The 18,193-nt window shown below is 71.2% G+C and carries 15 protein-coding genes; 5 read left to right on the top strand and 10 right to left on the bottom strand.

From position 1 onward, the window contains the following. Positions 1 to 12: 12 nt before the first annotated feature. The 5 genes from G5C51_RS05760 to G5C51_RS05740 form a co-directional block, all read right to left on the bottom strand. A complete protein-coding gene (locus G5C51_RS05760) occupies positions 13 to 1,200 on the bottom strand; it encodes an NAD(P)/FAD-dependent oxidoreductase (RefSeq protein ID WP_165232736.1) in 1,188 nt (395 codons plus the stop codon). 16 nt (positions 1,201 to 1,216) lie between these two features. Then, complete coding sequence (locus tag G5C51_RS05755; RefSeq protein WP_240929416.1) at positions 1,217 to 1,468, bottom strand: phosphopantetheine-binding protein; 252 nt, start codon at positions 1,466 to 1,468, stop codon at positions 1,217 to 1,219. Continuing rightward, entirely contained in the window at positions 1,465 to 3,027 is a 1,563-nt protein-coding gene (locus G5C51_RS05750; RefSeq protein WP_165232733.1) for an amino acid adenylation domain-containing protein, read from the bottom strand. Before G5C51_RS05750 ends, G5C51_RS05755 begins: the two co-directional genes overlap by 4 nt. A 77-nt stretch (positions 3,028 to 3,104) precedes the next feature. Beyond that, entirely contained in the window at positions 3,105 to 3,320 is a 216-nt protein-coding gene (locus G5C51_RS05745; protein WP_165232730.1) for an MbtH family NRPS accessory protein, read from the bottom strand. Further along, positions 3,298 to 3,618: a hypothetical protein gene (locus tag G5C51_RS05740; RefSeq protein WP_165232728.1), complete on the bottom strand. Its 321-nt coding sequence runs from the start codon at positions 3,616 to 3,618 to the stop codon at positions 3,298 to 3,300. The genes G5C51_RS05745 and G5C51_RS05740 overlap by 23 nt, the downstream gene beginning before the upstream one ends. On the opposite strand from G5C51_RS05740, the gene G5C51_RS05735 reads away from it, so the two are divergent. After that, entirely contained in the window at positions 3,617 to 4,183 is a 567-nt protein-coding gene (locus tag G5C51_RS05735; protein ID WP_165232726.1) for a hypothetical protein, read from the top strand. The two genes, G5C51_RS05740 and G5C51_RS05735, sit on opposite strands and share 2 nt — an antisense overlap. Before the next feature lie 15 nt (positions 4,184 to 4,198). Here G5C51_RS05735 and G5C51_RS05730 read toward each other — a convergent pair whose 3' ends face one another. The 3 genes from G5C51_RS05730 to G5C51_RS05720 all read right to left on the bottom strand — a co-directional run bounded on the left by G5C51_RS05730 (position 4,199) and on the right by G5C51_RS05720 (position 7,384). Beyond that, a complete protein-coding gene (locus G5C51_RS05730; protein WP_165232724.1) occupies positions 4,199 to 5,374 on the bottom strand; it encodes an acetylornithine transaminase in 1,176 nt (391 codons plus the stop codon). Continuing rightward, the gene (gene argB / locus G5C51_RS05725) at positions 5,371 to 6,276 is read right to left on the bottom strand and encodes an acetylglutamate kinase (protein ID WP_165232722.1); all 906 of its coding nucleotides are present in this window, start codon (positions 6,274 to 6,276) and stop codon (positions 5,371 to 5,373) included. The genes G5C51_RS05730 and argB overlap by 4 nt, the downstream gene beginning before the upstream one ends. A 253-nt stretch (positions 6,277 to 6,529) precedes the next feature. Continuing rightward, positions 6,530 to 7,384: a 4'-phosphopantetheinyl transferase family protein gene (locus G5C51_RS05720; RefSeq protein WP_165232720.1), complete on the bottom strand. Its 855-nt coding sequence runs from the start codon at positions 7,382 to 7,384 to the stop codon at positions 6,530 to 6,532. A 317-nt stretch (positions 7,385 to 7,701) separates the two neighbouring features. Here G5C51_RS05720 and G5C51_RS05715 point away from each other — a divergent pair, with 317 nt between their 5' ends. Beyond that, positions 7,702 to 12,270: a non-ribosomal peptide synthetase gene (locus tag G5C51_RS05715; RefSeq protein WP_165232718.1), complete on the top strand. Its 4,569-nt coding sequence runs from the start codon at positions 7,702 to 7,704 to the stop codon at positions 12,268 to 12,270. Positions 12,271 to 12,278: 8 nt separating this feature from the next. After that, positions 12,279 to 12,509, top strand: a complete 231-nt coding sequence (locus tag G5C51_RS05710; protein WP_165232716.1) for an acyl carrier protein — start codon at positions 12,279 to 12,281, stop codon at positions 12,507 to 12,509. Between the two features lie 110 nt (positions 12,510 to 12,619). Here the strand turns inward: G5C51_RS05710 and G5C51_RS05705 are convergent, their stop codons facing one another. Together G5C51_RS05705 and G5C51_RS05700 are read right to left on the bottom strand one after the other, a co-directional pair. Then, complete coding sequence (locus G5C51_RS05705) at positions 12,620 to 15,610, bottom strand: BTAD domain-containing putative transcriptional regulator (protein WP_165232714.1); 2,991 nt, start codon at positions 15,608 to 15,610, stop codon at positions 12,620 to 12,622. Between the two features lie 170 nt (positions 15,611 to 15,780). Further along, the gene (locus G5C51_RS05700; RefSeq protein WP_165232713.1) at positions 15,781 to 16,026 is read right to left on the bottom strand and encodes a hypothetical protein; all 246 of its coding nucleotides are present in this window, start codon (positions 16,024 to 16,026) and stop codon (positions 15,781 to 15,783) included. Between the two features lie 510 nt (positions 16,027 to 16,536). Here G5C51_RS05700 and G5C51_RS05695 point away from each other — a divergent pair. Then, positions 16,537 to 17,166: an LmbU family transcriptional regulator gene (locus G5C51_RS05695; protein ID WP_206313463.1), complete on the top strand. Its 630-nt coding sequence runs from the start codon at positions 16,537 to 16,539 to the stop codon at positions 17,164 to 17,166. 340 nt (positions 17,167 to 17,506) lie between these two features. Next, on the top strand, positions 17,507 to 18,052 hold the full coding sequence (locus tag G5C51_RS05690; RefSeq protein ID WP_165232710.1) for a helix-turn-helix domain-containing protein: 546 nt from the start codon (positions 17,507 to 17,509) through the stop codon (positions 18,050 to 18,052). Positions 18,053 to 18,193 lie beyond the last annotated feature (141 nt).

Below are 18,193 nucleotides of genomic sequence, written 5' to 3'. Positions count from 1 at the left end.
ACTCCCCTACCTTCAGCTCTGGTTGAGCACTGCCAACAGGTCGGCGTTGTAGAAGTCGTCGATCGAGCACGCGCCCGACAGCGTCGAGAAGTACCGGTCGATCAGCTCCTGGTGGCCGACCAGCTTCCGCAGGAGTTCGGCCCGCCCCCCGGGCTTGAGCTCGGCCACGTTGAGCACGCCCTGGTAGAGATCGAGGAACTCGTCGTTGACATCGGCCTCGTAGCGCTCAAGCGCCGCCTCGAGCGCGGCGTCGTCGTGCAGCTCCTGGCCGATGTGCGCGGTGAGCGACTGGGCCTGGATGAAGGCGTCGGTGATGCCGCGCGCCGTGATGGAGTCCTTGTGGTGCACCGCGTCGCCGACCAGCGCCCACCCGGGCCCGTAGGCCTTGCGGAAGAAGTTCTCCTGATGCCCGGTGCCGTACAGCTGCTCCTCGCGCTTGCCCGCCGACATCCGCTCGTACAGCTCGGGCGCCGTCGTGCGGACGGCCTCGAGATAGGCGGACTCCACTCCCGTACGGATCTCCTGGAACTCGCCCTGCGGGAAGTAGGTCATGATCAGCGTGAGGTCGTCGTTGGTGGGGATGACGCCGATCCAGCGCTCCGGCCGTTCGTAGAGCTCGAAGTGCGAGGGGACGCCGCTCCAGTAGCTGTAGTAGGTGCAGGTCATCCGCGGGTGCTCGATGACGTTGCGGGCGCCCGCCTTGCGGGCCACCAGCGAGCGCTGGCCGTCCGCGCCGACGACCAGCCGGGCCCGGTCGGTCGCCTCGGCGCCGCCGGGCGTGGTGTAGCGGACCCCGGCGACCCGGTCTCCCTCGTACTCCAGGCCCGTGACCGCGCAGCCGTCCCGGAAGTCCACGCCGGCCGCCACGGCGCCGCGCGCGAGGATCGGGTCGAGCACGTACCGCCTCGGCGCGTACGTGGTCCGGTGCCCGTCGACCGGCAGGGAGAAGCCGTCCAGCCGGACACCGGGCGCCTCGTAGCTCTGGTGGTCGATGGGCCGGCAGCCCGCGGCACGGAGCTCGTCGAGCAGCCCCCACCGGCCGAGCAGGGCCACGCCCGGGGTGTGCAGGTAGTGCGAGGACAGGGTGTCCCGCGGGAACCGCGCCTTTTCCAGGAGCAGTACGCGATATCCCTGCCGAGCGAACAACATGGCCGTCGGTGACCCCGCACAGCGGGCACCGATGACTATCACGTCGTACATGACGACCTCTCCCCCGCTATTGGGCTACCGCGTCCATGGATTCGATGTAGGCAGCAATCGAGGCCACCGTCGGATTGAGGAACATCTGATCCGCCGGCACCTCGACGCCCAGCTCCTCGATGAAGGCAGCCTGAATCCTTGCCATGATGAGAGACTGTCCGCCGAGGGCGAAGAAGTCGTCGTCCAACGCTATGTCGTCGCGCTGGAGTTCCCGGCACCAGATGGTGCGCACCTGATCGGCAATCATCAAGGTCCTCTCGATCGTCAAGCGTACTGGTTCCGGCACATGGCGACCAATGCCGCGCGGTCGACTTTCCCGTGCGGGCTCAACGGAATTAGTGAAATGTTGATGAACCGGGCCGGGACCATGTTTCTCGGCAGCGTTTCCAGGAGGCGGGCCCGCACGTCGTTCTCGGCGAGTTCGTCCCCCTCCGGGACGATGAACGCGACCAGCTCGGAGTCGCCGGAATCGGCGACCACGACGGCGGCTTCCCGGACCCCGGCCAGCCGGCCGAGCGCGCGCTCGATGTCGGTGGGATCGATCCGCATTCCGCGGACCTTCACCTGCGCGTCCATCCTGCCGAACACGACGAGGTCCCCGGCCTGGTCGACGCAGCCGCGGTCGCCCGTGCGGTACAGCCGGCGCGGCGCGCCGTCGACCTCGATGGTGGTGAACCGCTCGGCCTCGGGTCCGGTGCCGCCCAGGTAACCCGCGCCGACGCCGGTCCCGGAGATGCAGATCTCGCCGTACTCTCCCACCCCGACGCCGCACAGCCGCTCGTCGAGGAGGTGGATGTCCGTGTTGTACGCCGGCCTGCCGACCGGTGCGATGTCGTGCTCGCCGGGCCGGTATTCGGCGAGGTCGTACGACGTCGCGACATCCGTGCACTCGGCGACGCCGTACTGGTGCAGGAGGGTGCATGTGTTGCCCGGGCGGCGGGCCCAGTCCAGGACCCGTTCGACCTTCAGCGGCTCCCCGCCGAAGAGCACGTAGTCGAGCCGGGTGAGCGCCTCGCCGCGGCGCGCGGTCTCCCAGTCGACCAGCAGATACAGCGTGCTCGAGGCGCAGTGCACCGTGCGGATCTCGTGCTCGGTCAGCATCCGGTACGCCATCGCGGCGTCGAAGTTCCGGCTCGCCATCAGGTACTGGGTGGCGCCGCAGAACAGCGGCGTCATCAGGCTGCGTTGGGAGAGGTCGAACCCGAGGGCGCTCACGACCAGGTTGTTCGAGTCGCTGTGCAGGCCGTACTCGAGCATCAGCCAGTTCATGAGGTTGAACCAGCCCTCGTGCCGCACCGCGGTCAGCTTCGGCGTACCGGTCGAGCCGGATGTGAAGACCGCGTAGCAGATGTCGTCGCCGGTGACCGGGATGTCGGGGCCGGTCTCCGGGAGTTCCGCCAGCCGGCCGGACAGCTGCTCCAGATCGACGATCTCGACGGCGGCCGACTCGACCAGCCCGGCCGTCGCCGGCGAGGCGACGATCAGGGCGAGACCGGGGATCTGCCCCAGCAGCAGCTGGAGCCTCGCCGCCGGATAGGCCGGGTCGAGCGGCACGTAGGCCGCGCCCGCCTTCAGCGTGCCGAGGATGGCGACGAGCATGTCGATCGAGTAGTCCAGGCAGACGCCGACCTTCGCACCCCGGCCGCGGCCGCCCGCGGCAAGAAAGTGCGCGAAGCGGTTCGCCTTCGCGTCCAGCTCCGCGTACGTCACCCGCTGCCCCGCGCAGAAGACGGCGACGGCGTCAGGGGTGGCCTGCGCGTGCTTCTCGAACTGTCGGTGGACGACGGGCGCCGGGGGCAGCGCGACCCGTTTTCCCTGAAGTATCACCAGTTGACTCCGATCGGGACGTGCGGGTGTCGGTGCGGGCATCCGCCGGCCGCGGGGTCGCGCGACCCGGCCGGTGCTCAGCCGGCCCGCATGGCCTCCTGGAGGCTCTTCGGGCGCATGTCGGTCCAGTTCCGCTCCACGTACTCCAGGCATTCCGTCCTGGCCGCCTCACCGAAGACCACCCGCCAGCCCGCGGGCACCTCGGCAAAGACCGGCCACAGGGAGTGCTGGTCCTCGTCGTTGACCACGACGTAGAAGCGGCCGTCCTCGTCATCGAAAGGGTTCGTACTCACTGACACCGTCCTCAATCGTCACGAGTTTGAATTGCCGGTAAATCTCCAGGAGATCGGAAATCACCGCGATGCAGATGCAGACGCCACCGTAGAACTCGACCGCCGGCGCCACAAGGCCGGCCAGGGTCAGGCAACTACCGTCCGCCGTTCCGGATCTGTCGCCCGGCGGGATTCCATGCCACCATACCGAAGCGAATTCACTCGGCCGATGACCCGATGAGGCACGCCATTTCGCTTGTAAAAGGGCTCTGTCCTGGCGACAGGACAGACGAAAGAATTCTGGCAGGTGATGTGCCATGCCCGTTGCGTCCGCTGCCCAACCTAAGGCGCCCGCCATACGGTTCCCGGCGACCGCGCCTTTCACCCAGGACCTTCTCGAGATCGACGGCCTGACCGACCTGGAGCTCCAGGAGCGGTTCCGCCGGTTGTGGAAAATGCTGCCGCAGGCGCCCAGCAACGCCCGCCTGCACGCCGCCGGTTGCGCGCTGATCGACCTGCGCCGCTTCGGCGAGGACCGCTACAGCGTGCCCCAGCACATCAGGCGGCAGCTGCACGCGACCGGTTGCGCACTGATCGACCTGCGCCGCTTCGGCGAGGACCGCTACAGCGTCCCCCAGCACATCAGGCACCAGCGGACCGAGGCCGCCGCCCTGGACCGCGAGCAGGCCGAAGAGGTCCGCCGGGCCGCGCTGCGTACCAACGCCCTCGTCCGCATCCTCGGCGAACAGCGGGACGGCCGCGTCCTGTACCGGACGATCGGACAGGACCCCGGCGACCGCTATCCCGCTCCCTGGTACATCGTCGCCGTGCAGGGGCACGGCACCGTCCGCGCCCATGGCGCGGACGAGGTCGAGCAGGCGTAGCGAGCGGGAGCGGTGCTACCCGGCCGCCGCGTCAAGCACGCCAGGCAGGGCCGCGAGGAGTGCGTCGGCCTCGGCCTCGGCCAGCACGAGCGGCGGTGCGAGCCGGACGACGTCCGGGACGGCCGCGTTCACCAAGAATCCCGCGTCCTGGGCCGTCTGCTGGACGCGGGGGGCGACCGGCTGGGTGAGGACGACACCGAGCAGCAGTCCGCTGCCGCGTACTTGGTCCACCAGCGGGTGCCCGAGGCGCGAGATCCCGTCCCGCAGTCGCTCGCCCACCCGCTTGACGTGGTCGAGGAGCCCGTCGGCGGCGATGGTGTCGAGGACGGCTAGGGCGGCGGCGCAGGAGACGGGGTTGCCGCCGAAGGTGGATCCGTGGTGGCCGGGGTGGAGGAGCCCGGCGGCGTCGCCGAAGGCGAGGGTCGCGGCGATCGGCAGCCCGCCGCCGAGGCCCTTGGCGAAGGTGATGACGTCCGGCTCGACGCCCTGGGCGAGTGCCTCGCACCAGTGGCCGGTCCGGCCGATGCCGGTCTGCACCTCGTCCAGGACCAGGAGAGCGCCGGTGGCGTACGTGATCTGCCGGGCGGCTTCCAAATAGCCGGCGGGCGGGACAATGACGCCGTTCTCGCCCTGGATCGGCTCGATGACGACCAGCGCGGTGGCGTCGGTCACGGCGGCGCGCAGCGCGTCCTGGTCTCCGTACGCGACATGCGTGACGTTGCCGGGCAGTGGGGCGAAGCCCTCCTGCTTCTTCGGCTGCCCGGTGAGCGCCAAGGCCCCCATCGTGCGCCCGTGGAAGCCGCCTTCGGTGGCCACCATGTGCGTACGGCCCGTCAGCCGGCCGATCTTGAAGGCGGCCTCGTTCGCCTCCGCACCGGAGTTGGAGAAGAAGGCCCGGCCGGGACGGCCGAAGAGTCCGAGGAGCTTCTCGGCGAGCGCGACCGGCGGCGGCGCGATGAAGAGATTCGATACGTGCCCGAGGGTCTGGACCTGCTCGGTGACGGCCTGCACCACCGCCGGATGCCCGGTGCCCAGGGAGTTCACCGCGATGCCGCCGAGGAAGTCGATGTACTCCTTGCCGTCGGCATCCCACAGCCTCGCGCCGGCGCCACGGACGAGAGGGACGCGGGGGGTGCCGTAGTTGTCCATCAGGGCGGACTGCCACCGCTGGGTCAGCTCGTCGTTCATCATGCCGGGCTCCCCTCCTCGTCATCCCGCACGACCATCGTCCCGACCCCCTCGTCGGTGAAGATCTCCAGCAGAATGCTGTGCTGGACCCTCCCGTCGATCACGCGCGCGGTGTGCACCCCGTTGCGTACGGCGTGCAGGCAGCCCTGCATCTTCGGGACCATCCCGCTCGCCAGATCCGGCAGCAGCTTCTCCAGCTCGCTCGCGGTGAGCTTGCTGATGACCTCGTCGCTGTTCGGCCAGTCCTCGTAGAGGCCCTCGACATCCGTGAGCACCATCAGGGTCTCGGCGCCCAGGGCGGCGGCCAACGCGGCAGCGGCCGTATCGGCGTTGACGTTGTAGACATGTCCGTCGTCGGCGCTGCGGGCGACGGACGACACCACCGGTATGCGGCCGTCCTCCTGCAGCGCCTCGATCGCGCCGGTGTCGACCTGCGTCACCTCGCCGACCCGGCCGATGTCGACGGGGGCGCCGTCGATCAGCGGCTCGTGTTTGGTGGCGGTGATGGTGTGCGCGTCCTCGCCGGTCAGTCCGACGGCGAGCGGCCCGTACTGATTGAGCAGCCCGACCAGCTCCCGCTGCACCTGCCCGGCCAGCACCATCCGTACGACATCCATCGCCTCGGGCGTGGTCACCCGCAGCCCGGCCCTGAACTCGCTCACCAGCCCATGTCGGTCCAGCTGCGCGCTGATCTGCGGGCCGCCGCCGTGCACGATGACCGGCTTGAGTCCGGCGTGATGCAGAAAGACGACGTCCTCCGCAAAGGCGGCCTTCAACTCGTCATCGACCATGGCATTGCCGCCGAACTTGATGACGACCGTTTTACCGTGATGCCTCGTCAGCCACGGCAGCGCCTCGATGAGGGTGCGGGCCTTGGGCAGGGCAGTGTGCTTGCGAGTGCTCATGAGGAATACGCGCTGCTCTCGTGAACGTAATCGGCAGTCAGGCATCGGCGCGTAATGCTCGCAGTCGCGCCTCAGGGTGTCGGGGGGAATCGGGCGCGACTGCGAGACTTGACCGGGGAGGAACTCTCGGCCATTCACCCGGTACGCGGGCGTGGAAGGGATTCCTGCCGATGAAGGGGCATTACCCGTACTCCGGTCCCGCCATTCCACTGTACCCGGCGGCCTCCTGCCGGCGCATCAAACGGCGGCCGGGTCATATCAGCGCGGCGGCAGGGGACTTGGCCCTCGCGGGACGCGGCGGCCGCGCCAGCCGCGCCGACAGCTCGCGGATCCTCCGGGTGCGCAATCGGCCGGGCGATGGGGTGCCGGTCGCAAGGCCCGGAAGCAGCGTGCGCAGCTCCGCGCCGTCGTGGACCAACGGCACCACCCTGCGCACCCCGAGCGCGGCCACCGCACCGTGGTACCCCCTGCCCACCTCGATATCGGCGATGGCGGGGACCGGGCGCCGGCGGTCAGGTGGATGCCAGCCGAGCAGGGCGGCAGGCCGGTCCGGGCCCGACAGGGAGAAGTCGGTCATGGGCGTGCCGTGCCCCTCGCCGGTCGCCTTCAGCACGGCCTGCTTGCGCGTCCAGTGCGCCAAGGTGGCCCGGACGCGCCGCCTGGGCGGGATCAGCTCGAGCGTGGCCCGCTCGACGGGGGTGAGCACCAGGTCGTACTGCGGCGGCAGCCCTGGCCCCCGCCAGGCCCCGGCCCGCTCGACGTCTATCCCCAGCGCGGTGCCCCGGGCGAGGGCCACCACGGCCAGTTCGCCCGCGTACGCGATGGACAGCTCCCAGCCCTTGGCGGCGCCGAGCACCCGGGGCTTGCCGTGCGGTCCGCCGCAGTCCTGGCACTCGACCCCGAGCCGGATCGCGCCGGGGCGAGTGCCTGCCAGGAAGGCCAGGGTCGTCTTGGCGAGCACCCGGCCGGTGACGAACCGCGCCAGGTCGGCTTCCTGGTCGAATGCGGAGCAGCGGCTGAGCTCCGTATCGTCCAGGAAGCCGGTCCAGGACGAGGGCTTCGGCATCAGTGGCAGCGACCAGACATGGCACTCGGCGAAGGACGTCATGGGGTTTCACCTCCATAGTGCGGCAGCTCGTCCGCCGCCCTTCTAGTCTTGGTCCAGCAGGGGGCCAGGGGGCAGCAGGAAAACCTCCGCTCTCCGGGGTGGGAAACCCTCCGACGACGGGCATTACCGTGGTGTTCGGCAGGCCCGGAGAATTTCTCCGCAACCCCGGAAGGGAATGCCGTCCTGTCCTGTCACCAGGACAGCGAAAACGGCCAACTGCTTGACGCACGCAGCCTGCTCAGCTGGTGTTCCATAAACCTTCGGCATGGCCGCACCCACCGAAAGCACTGGGCTGAAGACCGAGGAGTGGACGCGCAATGATCCCTTTGTCCTTCGCACAGCGCCGCCTGTGGTTCATCGACCGGTTCGAAGGGCCCTCGGCGGCATACACGATGCCGTATCTGCTGCACCTCGACGGAAGCCTCGACGCCCCGGCGCTGTCGGCCGCGCTGCACGATGTGGTGGTCCGGCACGAGAGCCTGCGCACCGTGTTCCCGGCCTCCGAGGGGGTGCCGGAGCAGCGTGTCGTGCCCGCGGACCAGTTGGATCCCGTCCTGACCACCGTCGAGGCGGCCGGGAGCGAAGCCGATGCCGTGATCGCCGATGCGGCCGGGCACTGCTTCGACCTCGCGACCGAACTCCCGGTGCGCGCCACGCTGGTGCGCCGCGGCCCGGCGGACCATGTCCTGGTGCTCAGCGTCCACCGCATCGCCGCCGACGCCGAGTCCATCGGCCCGCTCATGAGCGACCTGTCCCGGGCCTACGCCGCACGGCTGCGCGGCGAGGCCCCGCGCTGGGCCGCGCCGGCCGTCCCGTACACCACATACACGCTGTCGCAGCGCGCGATGCTCGGCGACGAGAGCGACCCGGACAGCGTCCTGGCGTGCCAGCTGGACTACTGGCGCGCACGGCTGGCCGACGTACCCGAGCAGCTGCAACTGCCCTACGACCGGCCGCGGCCGGCCACCGTCAGCCACCGCGGCGCGTCCACCGGCTTCCCGGTCGCCCCGGAACTGCTCGCCGCGGCCGAGGACCTCGCCACGGCGCGGGGCGCGACCACCTCGATGGTGATGCAGACCGCGCTGGCCGTCCTGCTGCACCATCTGGGCGCCGGCCAGGACATCCCCATCGGCGGCACCTTCCGCGGCCGCACCGACGCGGCGCTGCGGGAACAGGTGGGACTCTTCACCAACACGTGGGTGCTGTGCGCGGAGCTCGCCGGTGATCCGACGTTCGCCGAGGTGCTCAGCCGGGTGCGGGACCAGACCCTGACCGCCCATGACTACGAGGACGCCCCGTTCGAGCGGCTGGTGGAGGAGCTGTCCCGGGAGCGGTCCGCCGCCTGCCATCCGCTGTTCCAGGTGATGTTCAGCTGGCAGGGCGAGGACCGCGGCACCCTGGACCTGGCCGGCGTGGCCGGCCGTCTAGAGGCGCTCCCGACCGGCACCGCCCGCTTCGACCTGGAGTTCAGCTTCCAGGCCGGGCCCCCTGGGGAAGCGATGCGGTGCGTCGTCGACTACGCCACCGACCTGTTCGAGACCCACACCGTGGAGCTCATGGGTGACCGCTTCCTGCGGATCCTGCGCGCACTCGTCACCGCCCCCGAGGGGCGCATCGGCGCGGTGGACGTGCTGCTCCCCGAGGAGCGGGAGCGGCTGGCCGCCTCCGCCGGGGCGGCGGCGCTGACCCCCGAGCTGACGGTGCCCGAACTCTTCGCCGAGCAGCTGGAGATAGCGCCGGACGCGCTGGCCGTGGTCTGCGGGCAGCAACGGCTGAGCTACCGGGAGCTGTACCAGCGGGCCGGCCGGCTCGCCGAGGTGCTGGCGGCGCGCGGCGCCGGGCCCGAGTCGCTGGTGGCGCTGGCCGTGCCGCGATCGGCCGACCTGGTGGTGGCGGTGCTGGGGATCTGGCTGGCCGGCGCGGCCTATGTGCCGGTGGATCCGCGCTTCCCCAGCGCCCGGCTGGGCTTGATCCTCGGGCAGGCACGGCCGGTGCTGCTGCTCACCGACTCGGCGGCCGCGGGTGGGCTGCCGGAGCATCAGGTGCCCATGGTGCTGCTGGACGAACTGGAGCTCACGGGCCCCCCGGTGGCCGCGCGCAGCACCGGATTACGGCCGGACAACACGGCGTACGTGATGTACACCTCCGGCTCCACCGGCACCCCGCTGGGGGTGAGCATCAGCCACCGCAATGTGGTCAACGGGGTGCTGCGCCTGGCCGCCGTGGTCGGCATGGGCCCCTGGGCGAAGATGCTCGCCAGTACGTCGGTGAACTTCGACGTGTCGGTGTTCGAAATCATCACCGCCCTCACCTCGGGCGGCTGCGTCGAGGTCGTCGGCGACGTGCAGGAGCTGGCCGAGCGGGACGTCTGGCGCTGCGAGGTCATCTCCTCGGTTCCGTCGGTGTTCTCCGAGGTCCTGGACCGGATCGTCGGAAAGGTCGCGGTGGACACCCTGGTCTTCGCCGGCGAAGCACTGCCCGCGTCGCTGGTCGCCCGGGTGCGCAAGGCCCTCCCCGGCGTACGGGTGGTCAACGGCTACGGGCAGACCGAGAGCTTCTACGCCGGCACCTTCACCGTGGAAGCCGGCGACGCGTGGGATCCGGCCCGTAACCCGCCCATCGGCACGCCCATCGGCAACATGCGCACGTACGTCCTGGGTGAGGCGCTGGGGCCGGTCCCGCCCGGTGTGGTGGGAGAGCTGTACGTCGCCGGTGAGTCGCTGGCCCGCGGCTACCACGGCCGGCCGGCGCTGACGGCGGCCCGTTTCGTCCCGGACCCGTTCGGGCCGCCCGGATCGCGGATGTACCGCACCGGCGACCTGGCCCGCTGGAACCGCGACGGCCGGCTGGACTTCGCCGGGCGGAGCGACACCCAGGTCAAGATCCGCGGCCTGCGGATCGAACCGGCCGAGGTGGAGGGCGTCCTGACCGCCCACCCCGCGGTGGCACAGGCGGTGGTGACCGTGCACGAGCGGGACGGCCGCAAGCAGCTGGCCGGCTATGTCGTGCCGGCGGGCGCCACGGGCCCCGGAGCCCCGGCTGCGGGGCTATCGGTGCCTGAGCTGCGGCGGTTCACGTCCGCCCGGCTGCCGGAGTTCATGGTGCCGTCGTTGTTCATGGTGCTGGAGCGGCTGCCCCTGACCCCGAACGGCAAGCTGGACCGCGCGGCGCTGCCCGCCCCGGTCGCCCGGGACGGGGTGTACCGGGCCCCGGCCACCGGGCCGGAGCAGGAGCTGGCGACGGTGTTCGCCGAGGTGCTCGGCGTGGACCAAGTGGGCGCGGACGACGACTTCTTCGGCCTCGGCGGCGACTCCCTCCGCTCCGTTCAGGTGTCCGCGCGGGCCTGCGCGCTGGGCGTGGAGATCTCGCCACGCGAGATCTTCCAGCACCGTACGGTGGCGGAGCTGGCCCGGCTCTGCGCCGACCGCGGCTCCGTGGTGCCGCCGGAACTGGCGGGCGGCGTCGGCTGGATGCCGCATCTCCCGGCCGTGAAGCACCTCCTGGAGCTGGGTGGCGGCGTCCGCCGCTCCGCTACGTCCGCGGTGCTCGAACTCCCGGCCGGAATCGACGAGTACGGCCTCGCCGCCACGCTCGCGGCCGTACTCGACCGGCACGATGTGCTGCGTTCGACACTGGACGGCGGCGGACTGCGTACCGCCGCGCCCGGAAGCATCGACGTCGCCCCCCTCGTCCACCGGGTGGCCTGCGACGGCGCCTGGGACGAGGAGTGGCGGGAGCAGGCCGCCCGCGAGCTCGGGGCGGCGACCGGCCGGCTCGACCCGGTGGCCGGGGTGATGGCACAGTTCGTGTGGTTCGACCCGGGCACACAGGAGCCCGGCCGGCTCGTCGCCGTGCTGCACCAGCTGGTGGCCGACGTCGAGTCCTGGCGGATCCTGATCCCCGATCTGGCGGCGGCATGGCAGTACGTACGGGCCGGGCAGCCACCTGAACTGCCGGCGACCGGCACCTCGCTGCGGCGGTGGGCGCACGCCCTGGTGGAGGAGGCGGCCGGGCCGCGGCGGGAGGCGGAACTCCCGCTGTGGCGTTCGGTGCTCGAGGGCCCCGACCCCCTGCTGGGCTCGCGCCCCCTGGACCCCGCCGTCGACACCCAGGCCACCGTCGAGCACGTCCGGCTGAGCATCCCGCCGTCGGTCACCAGGGCGCTGCTCACCGAGGTCCCCGCCGCCTGCCGGTGCGGGGTGCGCGACGGTCTGCTGGGGGCGCTGGCGCTGGCGGTGTCCCGCTGGCGGGCCGCGCGCGGCGCGTACGAATCCTCGCTGCTGGTGCAGCTGGTCGGGCACGGCCGGGAGAAGGGCGTGCTTCCGGGCGCCGATCTGTCGTCCACGGTGGGCCGGTTCACCAGCGTCCATCCGGCCCGGCTCGACATCGTCGGGAGCGACCTCGACGACGCGCTGGCCGGCGGGCCGGCGGCTGGTGCGGTGGTCAGGGCGGTCAAGGAGCAGCTGCGCCGGATCCCCGGCCAGGGGATCGGCTACGGGCTGCTGCGCCACCTCAACCCCGGCACCGCCGTCGAGCTGGCCGGCCGCCCGGCCGGACAGATCGTCTTCAACTACCTGGACCGGTGCGGGCGCACCGACCTTCCGGATCAGCTGCGGGACACCGGCTTCGGCCTGGTGCCCGGCAGCCACGATCTGACCGCCGCCCTCGATCCGGCCATGCCGGCGACGGCCGCGCTGGAGATCGACGCGGCCGTCACCGACACGGGCAGGGGACCGCAGCTCGGCGTCCGGTTCGGCTACCCCGCCGGCGTACTGCCCCGGCAGCAGGTGCTGGGACTCGCCGGGCTGTACAGCAGCGCCCTGGAGGTGCTCGCCCAGCACGTCCTGCAGGACGAAGCCGACGCACTGGCCCGAAGCCTCAGTTGAGGAGCGAAATGAACGCAACCGACAGCGAGCGCCGGCTGCTCACCCTGTGGGCGCGGGTGCTCGGGGTGCCCGAAGACCGCATCCGGCGCACCGACAACTTCTTCGAGATCGGCGGCAAATCCATGGATGCCGCCCGTCTCGTAGTGGCGCTGGAGCACCGCCTCGCCCTGCATGAAGTGGCCTGCAACGCGGTCCTGTCCAGCATGGCGGCCCTGCTGGACGAGCGGTCGAAGCCCTGAGCGCTGTCACCGTCCTGGCGACAGGACACCCGGCCCGTAGAAAGAAATCCGGCAGAAGCCGTTCGAACCCGACCGCCTGAAGGCCCGGGGGCGCAGCCCGCGGAATCCGTTCAGCGGTGGACCGCGGCGAAGCCGCTCAGCGCCTTTGCCGCGCGCTGCTCCCACGCCGACGCCCCGACCGCCTGGAACCGCTCCCGGGCGGCAGCCATCCGGCTCTGCGCCTTCTCGGTCTGCCCCTTACGCCAGCTGATGTCGCCCAGCACCATGCTGATGCGGCCCGCCACCATGGGGCTGCGGGCTTCCTCCGCGATCTCCAGCGCATCCGTCAGCGTGGCCTCGGCCAGCTCGACGTCGTCCTGGGCCAGCCGCGTCTCGCCGAGGCCGAGCAGCGTGTACGCCAGACCGATCATGTCGGCCTTCTCCTTGACGATCCGCACCGCACGAAGAAACGCTTCCTCGGCGGCCTGCAGCCGGCCGAGACCGCCGTGCACCCGGCCCAGGCGGTACAGCGCCTGGGCGAGGTTACGGGTGTCCTCGCCCCTGCTCTCCTCCAGCTGCACCGCGTGGAGGGCCGAGGGCAGGGCCGCCTCGGGCCGGCCCGCGTCCAGTTCGGTCTCGGCGATATTGCTCAGCGTGTGCGCCTCGCAGTAGCGGTCGCCGACCTGCCGGAAGATCGGCAGGGCCTCCGCGAACCGGCCCAGCGCCAGGTCCACATCGCCGCGCAGCCGGTCGCCCTGGGCGAGGCTGCGCAGGGTCATCGCCCGCCCGTGGTCCTCGCCGGCGTCGGTGTACAGCCGCAGCGCTCGCTCGAAGTGGCCGGTGGCGCTGTCCAGTTGGCTGCGGCCGAGCTCGAGGGCCCCGAGCCCGTAGTGCATCGCCCCCTGCCCGCGCAGGTCGCCGGCGGCCTCGGCGGCGGCCAGGGCCTCCTCGCAGCACTGCCGCCAGTCCTCGGTGTAGTTGCGGATCCCGAAGAAGATCGAGGCGCATACGGTCAGGTCCCAGGCGATCGCCGCCTGTCCGGTACGGACGGCCTGGCGCACGGCGGCGACGAGCGAGAGCCGCTCGGCCTCGTACCAGACCAGGGGCACGGCAAGCAGCTCCTCCAGCAGGCCGGCGTCCACCGCCGTGCGCGCCTCGTCGCTGTGGATGCCGGTGCCGGTGCCGGCGTCCTCGCGCCGGTCGGCCGCTTCCGCGATGGTCAGGACGGTGCGCAGATACCGGAGGGCGGCGCCGTCGCGCTCGGGCTCCGGCTCCTCCTCGAGGGCCCGTTCACGGGCGTAGAGCCGGACCAGGCTGTGCATGCGGTAGCGCAGCTGCCCGGTCGGGTCCTCCCCCGCCACCTCGAGGAACTGGGCGTCGACCAGTTCCTCGACGACGATGGCGCCGTCCATGGGGTCGCCGTCCAGCAGCGCGGCCGCCGCCCAGGCGGTGAAGTCCGGGGCGTCCAGCAGCCCCAGCAGGCGCAGCAACCGGGCCGCCTGCTCCGGCAGATACCGGTAGCTGAGCGCGAAGCCCGCGCGGACCTGCGACTCGCCCTGGCTCAGCTCGTCGAGCCTGCGGTGCTCGTCGCTGAGCCGCTTCACCAGGTACCGCACGGTCCAGTGCGGTTTGGAGGCGAGCCGGGCGCCGGCGATCCGCAGCGCGAGCGGCAGCCGGTCGCACAGCTCGGCCAGGCGGACGGCGTCCGCGCGGGCGGTGGCGATCCGCCGCTCGCCGACGATGGCGGTCAGCAGCGAGACGGCCTCGTCGACGGAGAGCCGGCCCAGGTGCACGCGGGCCTGCGGCGGCCAGGTCACCAGCTCCTCGAGCTGCTCGCGGCTGGTCACCAGGACGCAGCAGCGGCCGCCGCCGGGCAGCAGCGGGCGCAGCTGCGCGTGGCTGCGGGCGTTGTCCAGCACGATCAGGACCCGCCGGTCGGTGAGCAGGCTGCGGTACATCGCCACGCGCTGCTCCACGTCCGCGGGGATCTGCTCGCCGGAGACGCCGAGGGAGCGCAGGAAGCGGCTGAGGATGTCCTGGGCGGTGGCCGGCTCGTGGTGTTCGTCGTAGCCGCGCAGATCGGCGAAGAGCTGCCCGTCGGGGAAGTGCTGCGCGGCGCGGTAGCCCCAGCGCATCGCCAGGCCGCTCTTGCCGATTCCGGCGGCGCCGGTGATCAGGCCGATGGTGCCGGCGGCGGCCGCGGCGGTGTCCTCGGCGTCCTCGGACGCCGTCACCAGGCTTTCCAGTGCCGCGAGTTCATCGGCGCGGCCGGTGAAAGCCGGTACGTCGGCGGGGAGTTCGCTGGGCACGGTGACCGCCGGGGCGGTGCCGCGTCGCTCCGCGGCCGGCTGGGCCGGGGTGGCGAGCGAGGGGTCGTCGCGCAGGATCGCGTCGTGCAGCTCCTGCAGGTCCGGGCCGGGTTCGATGCCGAGTTCCTCGATGAACTGGGTGCGCGCGTCGCGATAGGTCTCCATCGCGTCGGCCCGGCGGCCCGAGCGGTACTGGGCGAGCATCAGGTGGTAGCGGGTGCGCTCCCGCAGCGGGTGGTCGCGGACCATCGCGGCGAGGGTGGGGATGAGTTCCTGGTGCCGTCCCAGTTCCAGCTCGACGCCGGCGGCGTCGTCGCAGGCATTGAGCCGCAGCTCTTCCAGCCGGGCGGCTTCGTCGTCGATCAGCTGGGTGGACACTCCCGCGAAGGCGGGGCCTCGCCACAGGCCGAGGGCTTCGGCGTAGGACCGGGCGGCATCCTCGAGGCTGCCCTGCTGGGCCTGGGCCTCGGCGGTGCGGATCAGTTCGCTGAACTCCGCCTGGTCGAACCAGTGCCCCTCGGTGCGCAGAACGTATCCGGGGTGCTCGGTGAGCAGTACGTCGCCCTCGACGCCGGCGTTCTTGAATATCTTCCGCAGGGCCCCCACGCAGATCGCCACCTGGGTGCGTGCGGTGGGCGGCGGATTGCTGTTCCAGACCGCGTCCACCAGGGTGTCGAGCTGGACCACCCGGCCGGGGACCACCAGCAGCAGGCCGAGGATCGTACGCTGCCGGGCGCCGCCGAGCGGAATGCTCGCGCCGTCCACGGTTACGGTGAGCGGCCCCAATGCGCTGAACTTGATCTGCTCACCCACAGCAGCCCCCTATCGGGATTAACAATCCACGGATAGGAACCAATGTAGGTGACCGGCCTGATTAATCCAGGCCTCTCAGGTGCGAACGGGTTCCGGGTTTATCCGGACGGGTGTTGAGCGGAAGTCCGGCCGCATGATTTCGGCCGCCGGTTTCCGTATGCGGCTGCGGCTCACCAGCCGCCGGGGTCGGTGGTGCTCCAGCCGCCCGGGTCGGTGGCGCTCCAGCCGCCGGGGTCGGAGGTGAGCCAGCCGCCCGGGTCGCCGTTGACGCCGTCGGTGGAGGCAGCGGCCGCGTTGACGGTGTGCGAGGCGCCGTCGTCGGCGGCCGCCGCGGTGCCGCTGAGGGCGAGCGCCGCCACCACGGCGGTCAGGGCGACGGCGGCGGACTTCGTCACGGTGATGAGGTTCTTACGCATCTTGGTTTCTCCCGTCTGAGCGGTGCTTGCTGCGACTGAAAGAAACGCTAAAGAGCGGCATTTACCCGTCGTTATCGATCGGTTTTCGTCCGCCAGGCACGGCGATAACGCCCGTCAGCGGGAGGGTTATCGGAGCGCGGGAATTACGGAGCCGAATCCGTCCTGAAGGCCCACAGCACACCCCCCGCGCGGGCGCTCGCGCGGGGGCGGCACCGCCCGGCCGGCGGGCCGGCGGCGCCACCGCGGCCGCGGGCTCTGTCCGGTGTCTTTCCTCCGGGACCCGAACATTCTTCCCAGCTGCGACAGTCACGCCATGCCCACCACACCCAGCGATCGGGCAGCGCAGCATTCCGAATCCTTGAAGAAAACACCTGGACGGGGGTCGGGTACATGATCGCGGACAACAGTGTCAGCGGCAGAGAGCAGTCACAGCCCGCGCGGCTGGAGGGGCGCGCAGCCGCTCCCCTTCCCGGCCGGGGCGCCGGCGCGCAGCACGGAGTCCGCCCCGGAATGCCGCGCGGCGATCAGGTCCTCACCACCAGGGTCGGGCTACTCATCCCCGACCTGCTCACCTTCGACGACTGGCAGCAGGCCGGCCGCCGGCTCGCCGGCGTGGTCGACTCGTCCTCCTGGTGGCTGGGCGACTGGATGGCATACGGCAAGGAGCACTACTCCGACCGGTACCAGCAGGGCATCCGCACGGCCGGTCTGCAGTACCAGACCCTGCGCAACTATGCGTGGGTGGCGCGACGCTTCGACATGGACCGTAGACGCGCCCGGCTGACCTTCCAGCACCACGCGGAAGTGGCCTCGCTGCCGCCCGACGAGCAGGACCAGTGGCTCGACCGGGCGGAGGCGTCCTCCTGGACGACCAAGCAGTTACGCGGCGCCCTCCGCGAAGCCAAGCCGACGGGGGGCACCCCGGCGGCGACCCCCGTGCACCGTCTGCCGGTGCCGGGCGACCACTTCGAGCGGTGGCACCAGGCGGCCGAACGGAGCGGCATCGAGGTGGAGGAGTGGGTCCTCACCACCCTCGACTCGGCAGCCGAGTCGGTCCTCGCCGCGGCCGCGGAAGCAGCGGCCCTCACCCAGGAGCAGCAGCCGGCGATCGAGCAGGCCGATCCCCCGGCGCAGCCCTAGCAGGCGTCCGGAGCAGCAGCTCCCCGTACCCCGTCCGGTCCGCGCGCTTCACGATCCCCCGAGCGCGCGGGCCGGACGGACTCATGCGCGCCCTCGCCAACTGCCGTCTAATACAGCCGAGTTGACGCTGCCGCAATCAGGGACAATCCCGCTCTCCGCTAGTGAAACAAACCAACTTCCTGGTATTTTTCTAGGTAGTGGTGACCCCGGCAGCCTCCCTTTCATCCGCGTGGTCACCCAGGTCCCGGGATGCCTCTCCGTCCGACCCGATCGGCACGGCGTCCCGGGCCCTGACTGGACATCGACACCGGAGCCAGGTCACGGGAGAGACGGGGTTCGAATGACCACTTACGAGCTGCAGGAGGTAGGCGGCCCGGCCACCAACCACCTCACGGTGCAGCTGCTTCGCTGGCCGGTGGAGCGAGACCTCCGGGAGGACTTCCGGTCCCGCGGCGTGCCACGGATTCTGGTCGTCGAGGCCGGCCTGGAAGCTCCCGTCTGCCACGACATCTACGAGGACTGGGTACGGGCACCGGTCCCCTCACAGGACCTCAAGGCCCGCGCCGACGCCCTCATGCACCGCTACCGGCACAACCACTCGCCCCACCTCGACTCGAGCGGAGTCCTGCACTTCGGCGCCCAGTCGGTGACGCTCTCGCCGGCCCAGTCGGAGTTATTGACGCTGCTGGTCGCGAGGTACGGCCAGGTTGTCCCCCGGGAAGAGCTGCGCTTCCGGCTCGGCGAACAGGAATGCGCCACCACCCGCAACGCCCTGGATCTGCACATGATGCGCATCCGGCTGCGGATCAGTCCGCTCGGACTGGCCATCCGCACCGTCTGGGGCCGGGGTTACGTCCTCGACACCTCACTGGAGGAAACCGTATGACCCCCTGGACCGAAGACCGCCTGCTGGCCCGCGCCAAACACGGCGACGGCTGGACGCTCGAGCACCTCCACGAGGTGCCCGACCAGCCTGCCGCGGACGGCACCGCCCCGCCCGCGAACGACCCCGCGCCCGCCCCCGAAA

It is taken from the genome of Streptomyces coryli, assembly GCF_011044975.1.
Taxonomy (GTDB): domain Bacteria; phylum Actinomycetota; class Actinomycetes; order Streptomycetales; family Streptomycetaceae; genus Streptomyces; species Streptomyces coryli.
Note: the sequence above shows the minus strand (reverse complement) of the source record. Positions and strands in the feature narration are given on the sequence as shown.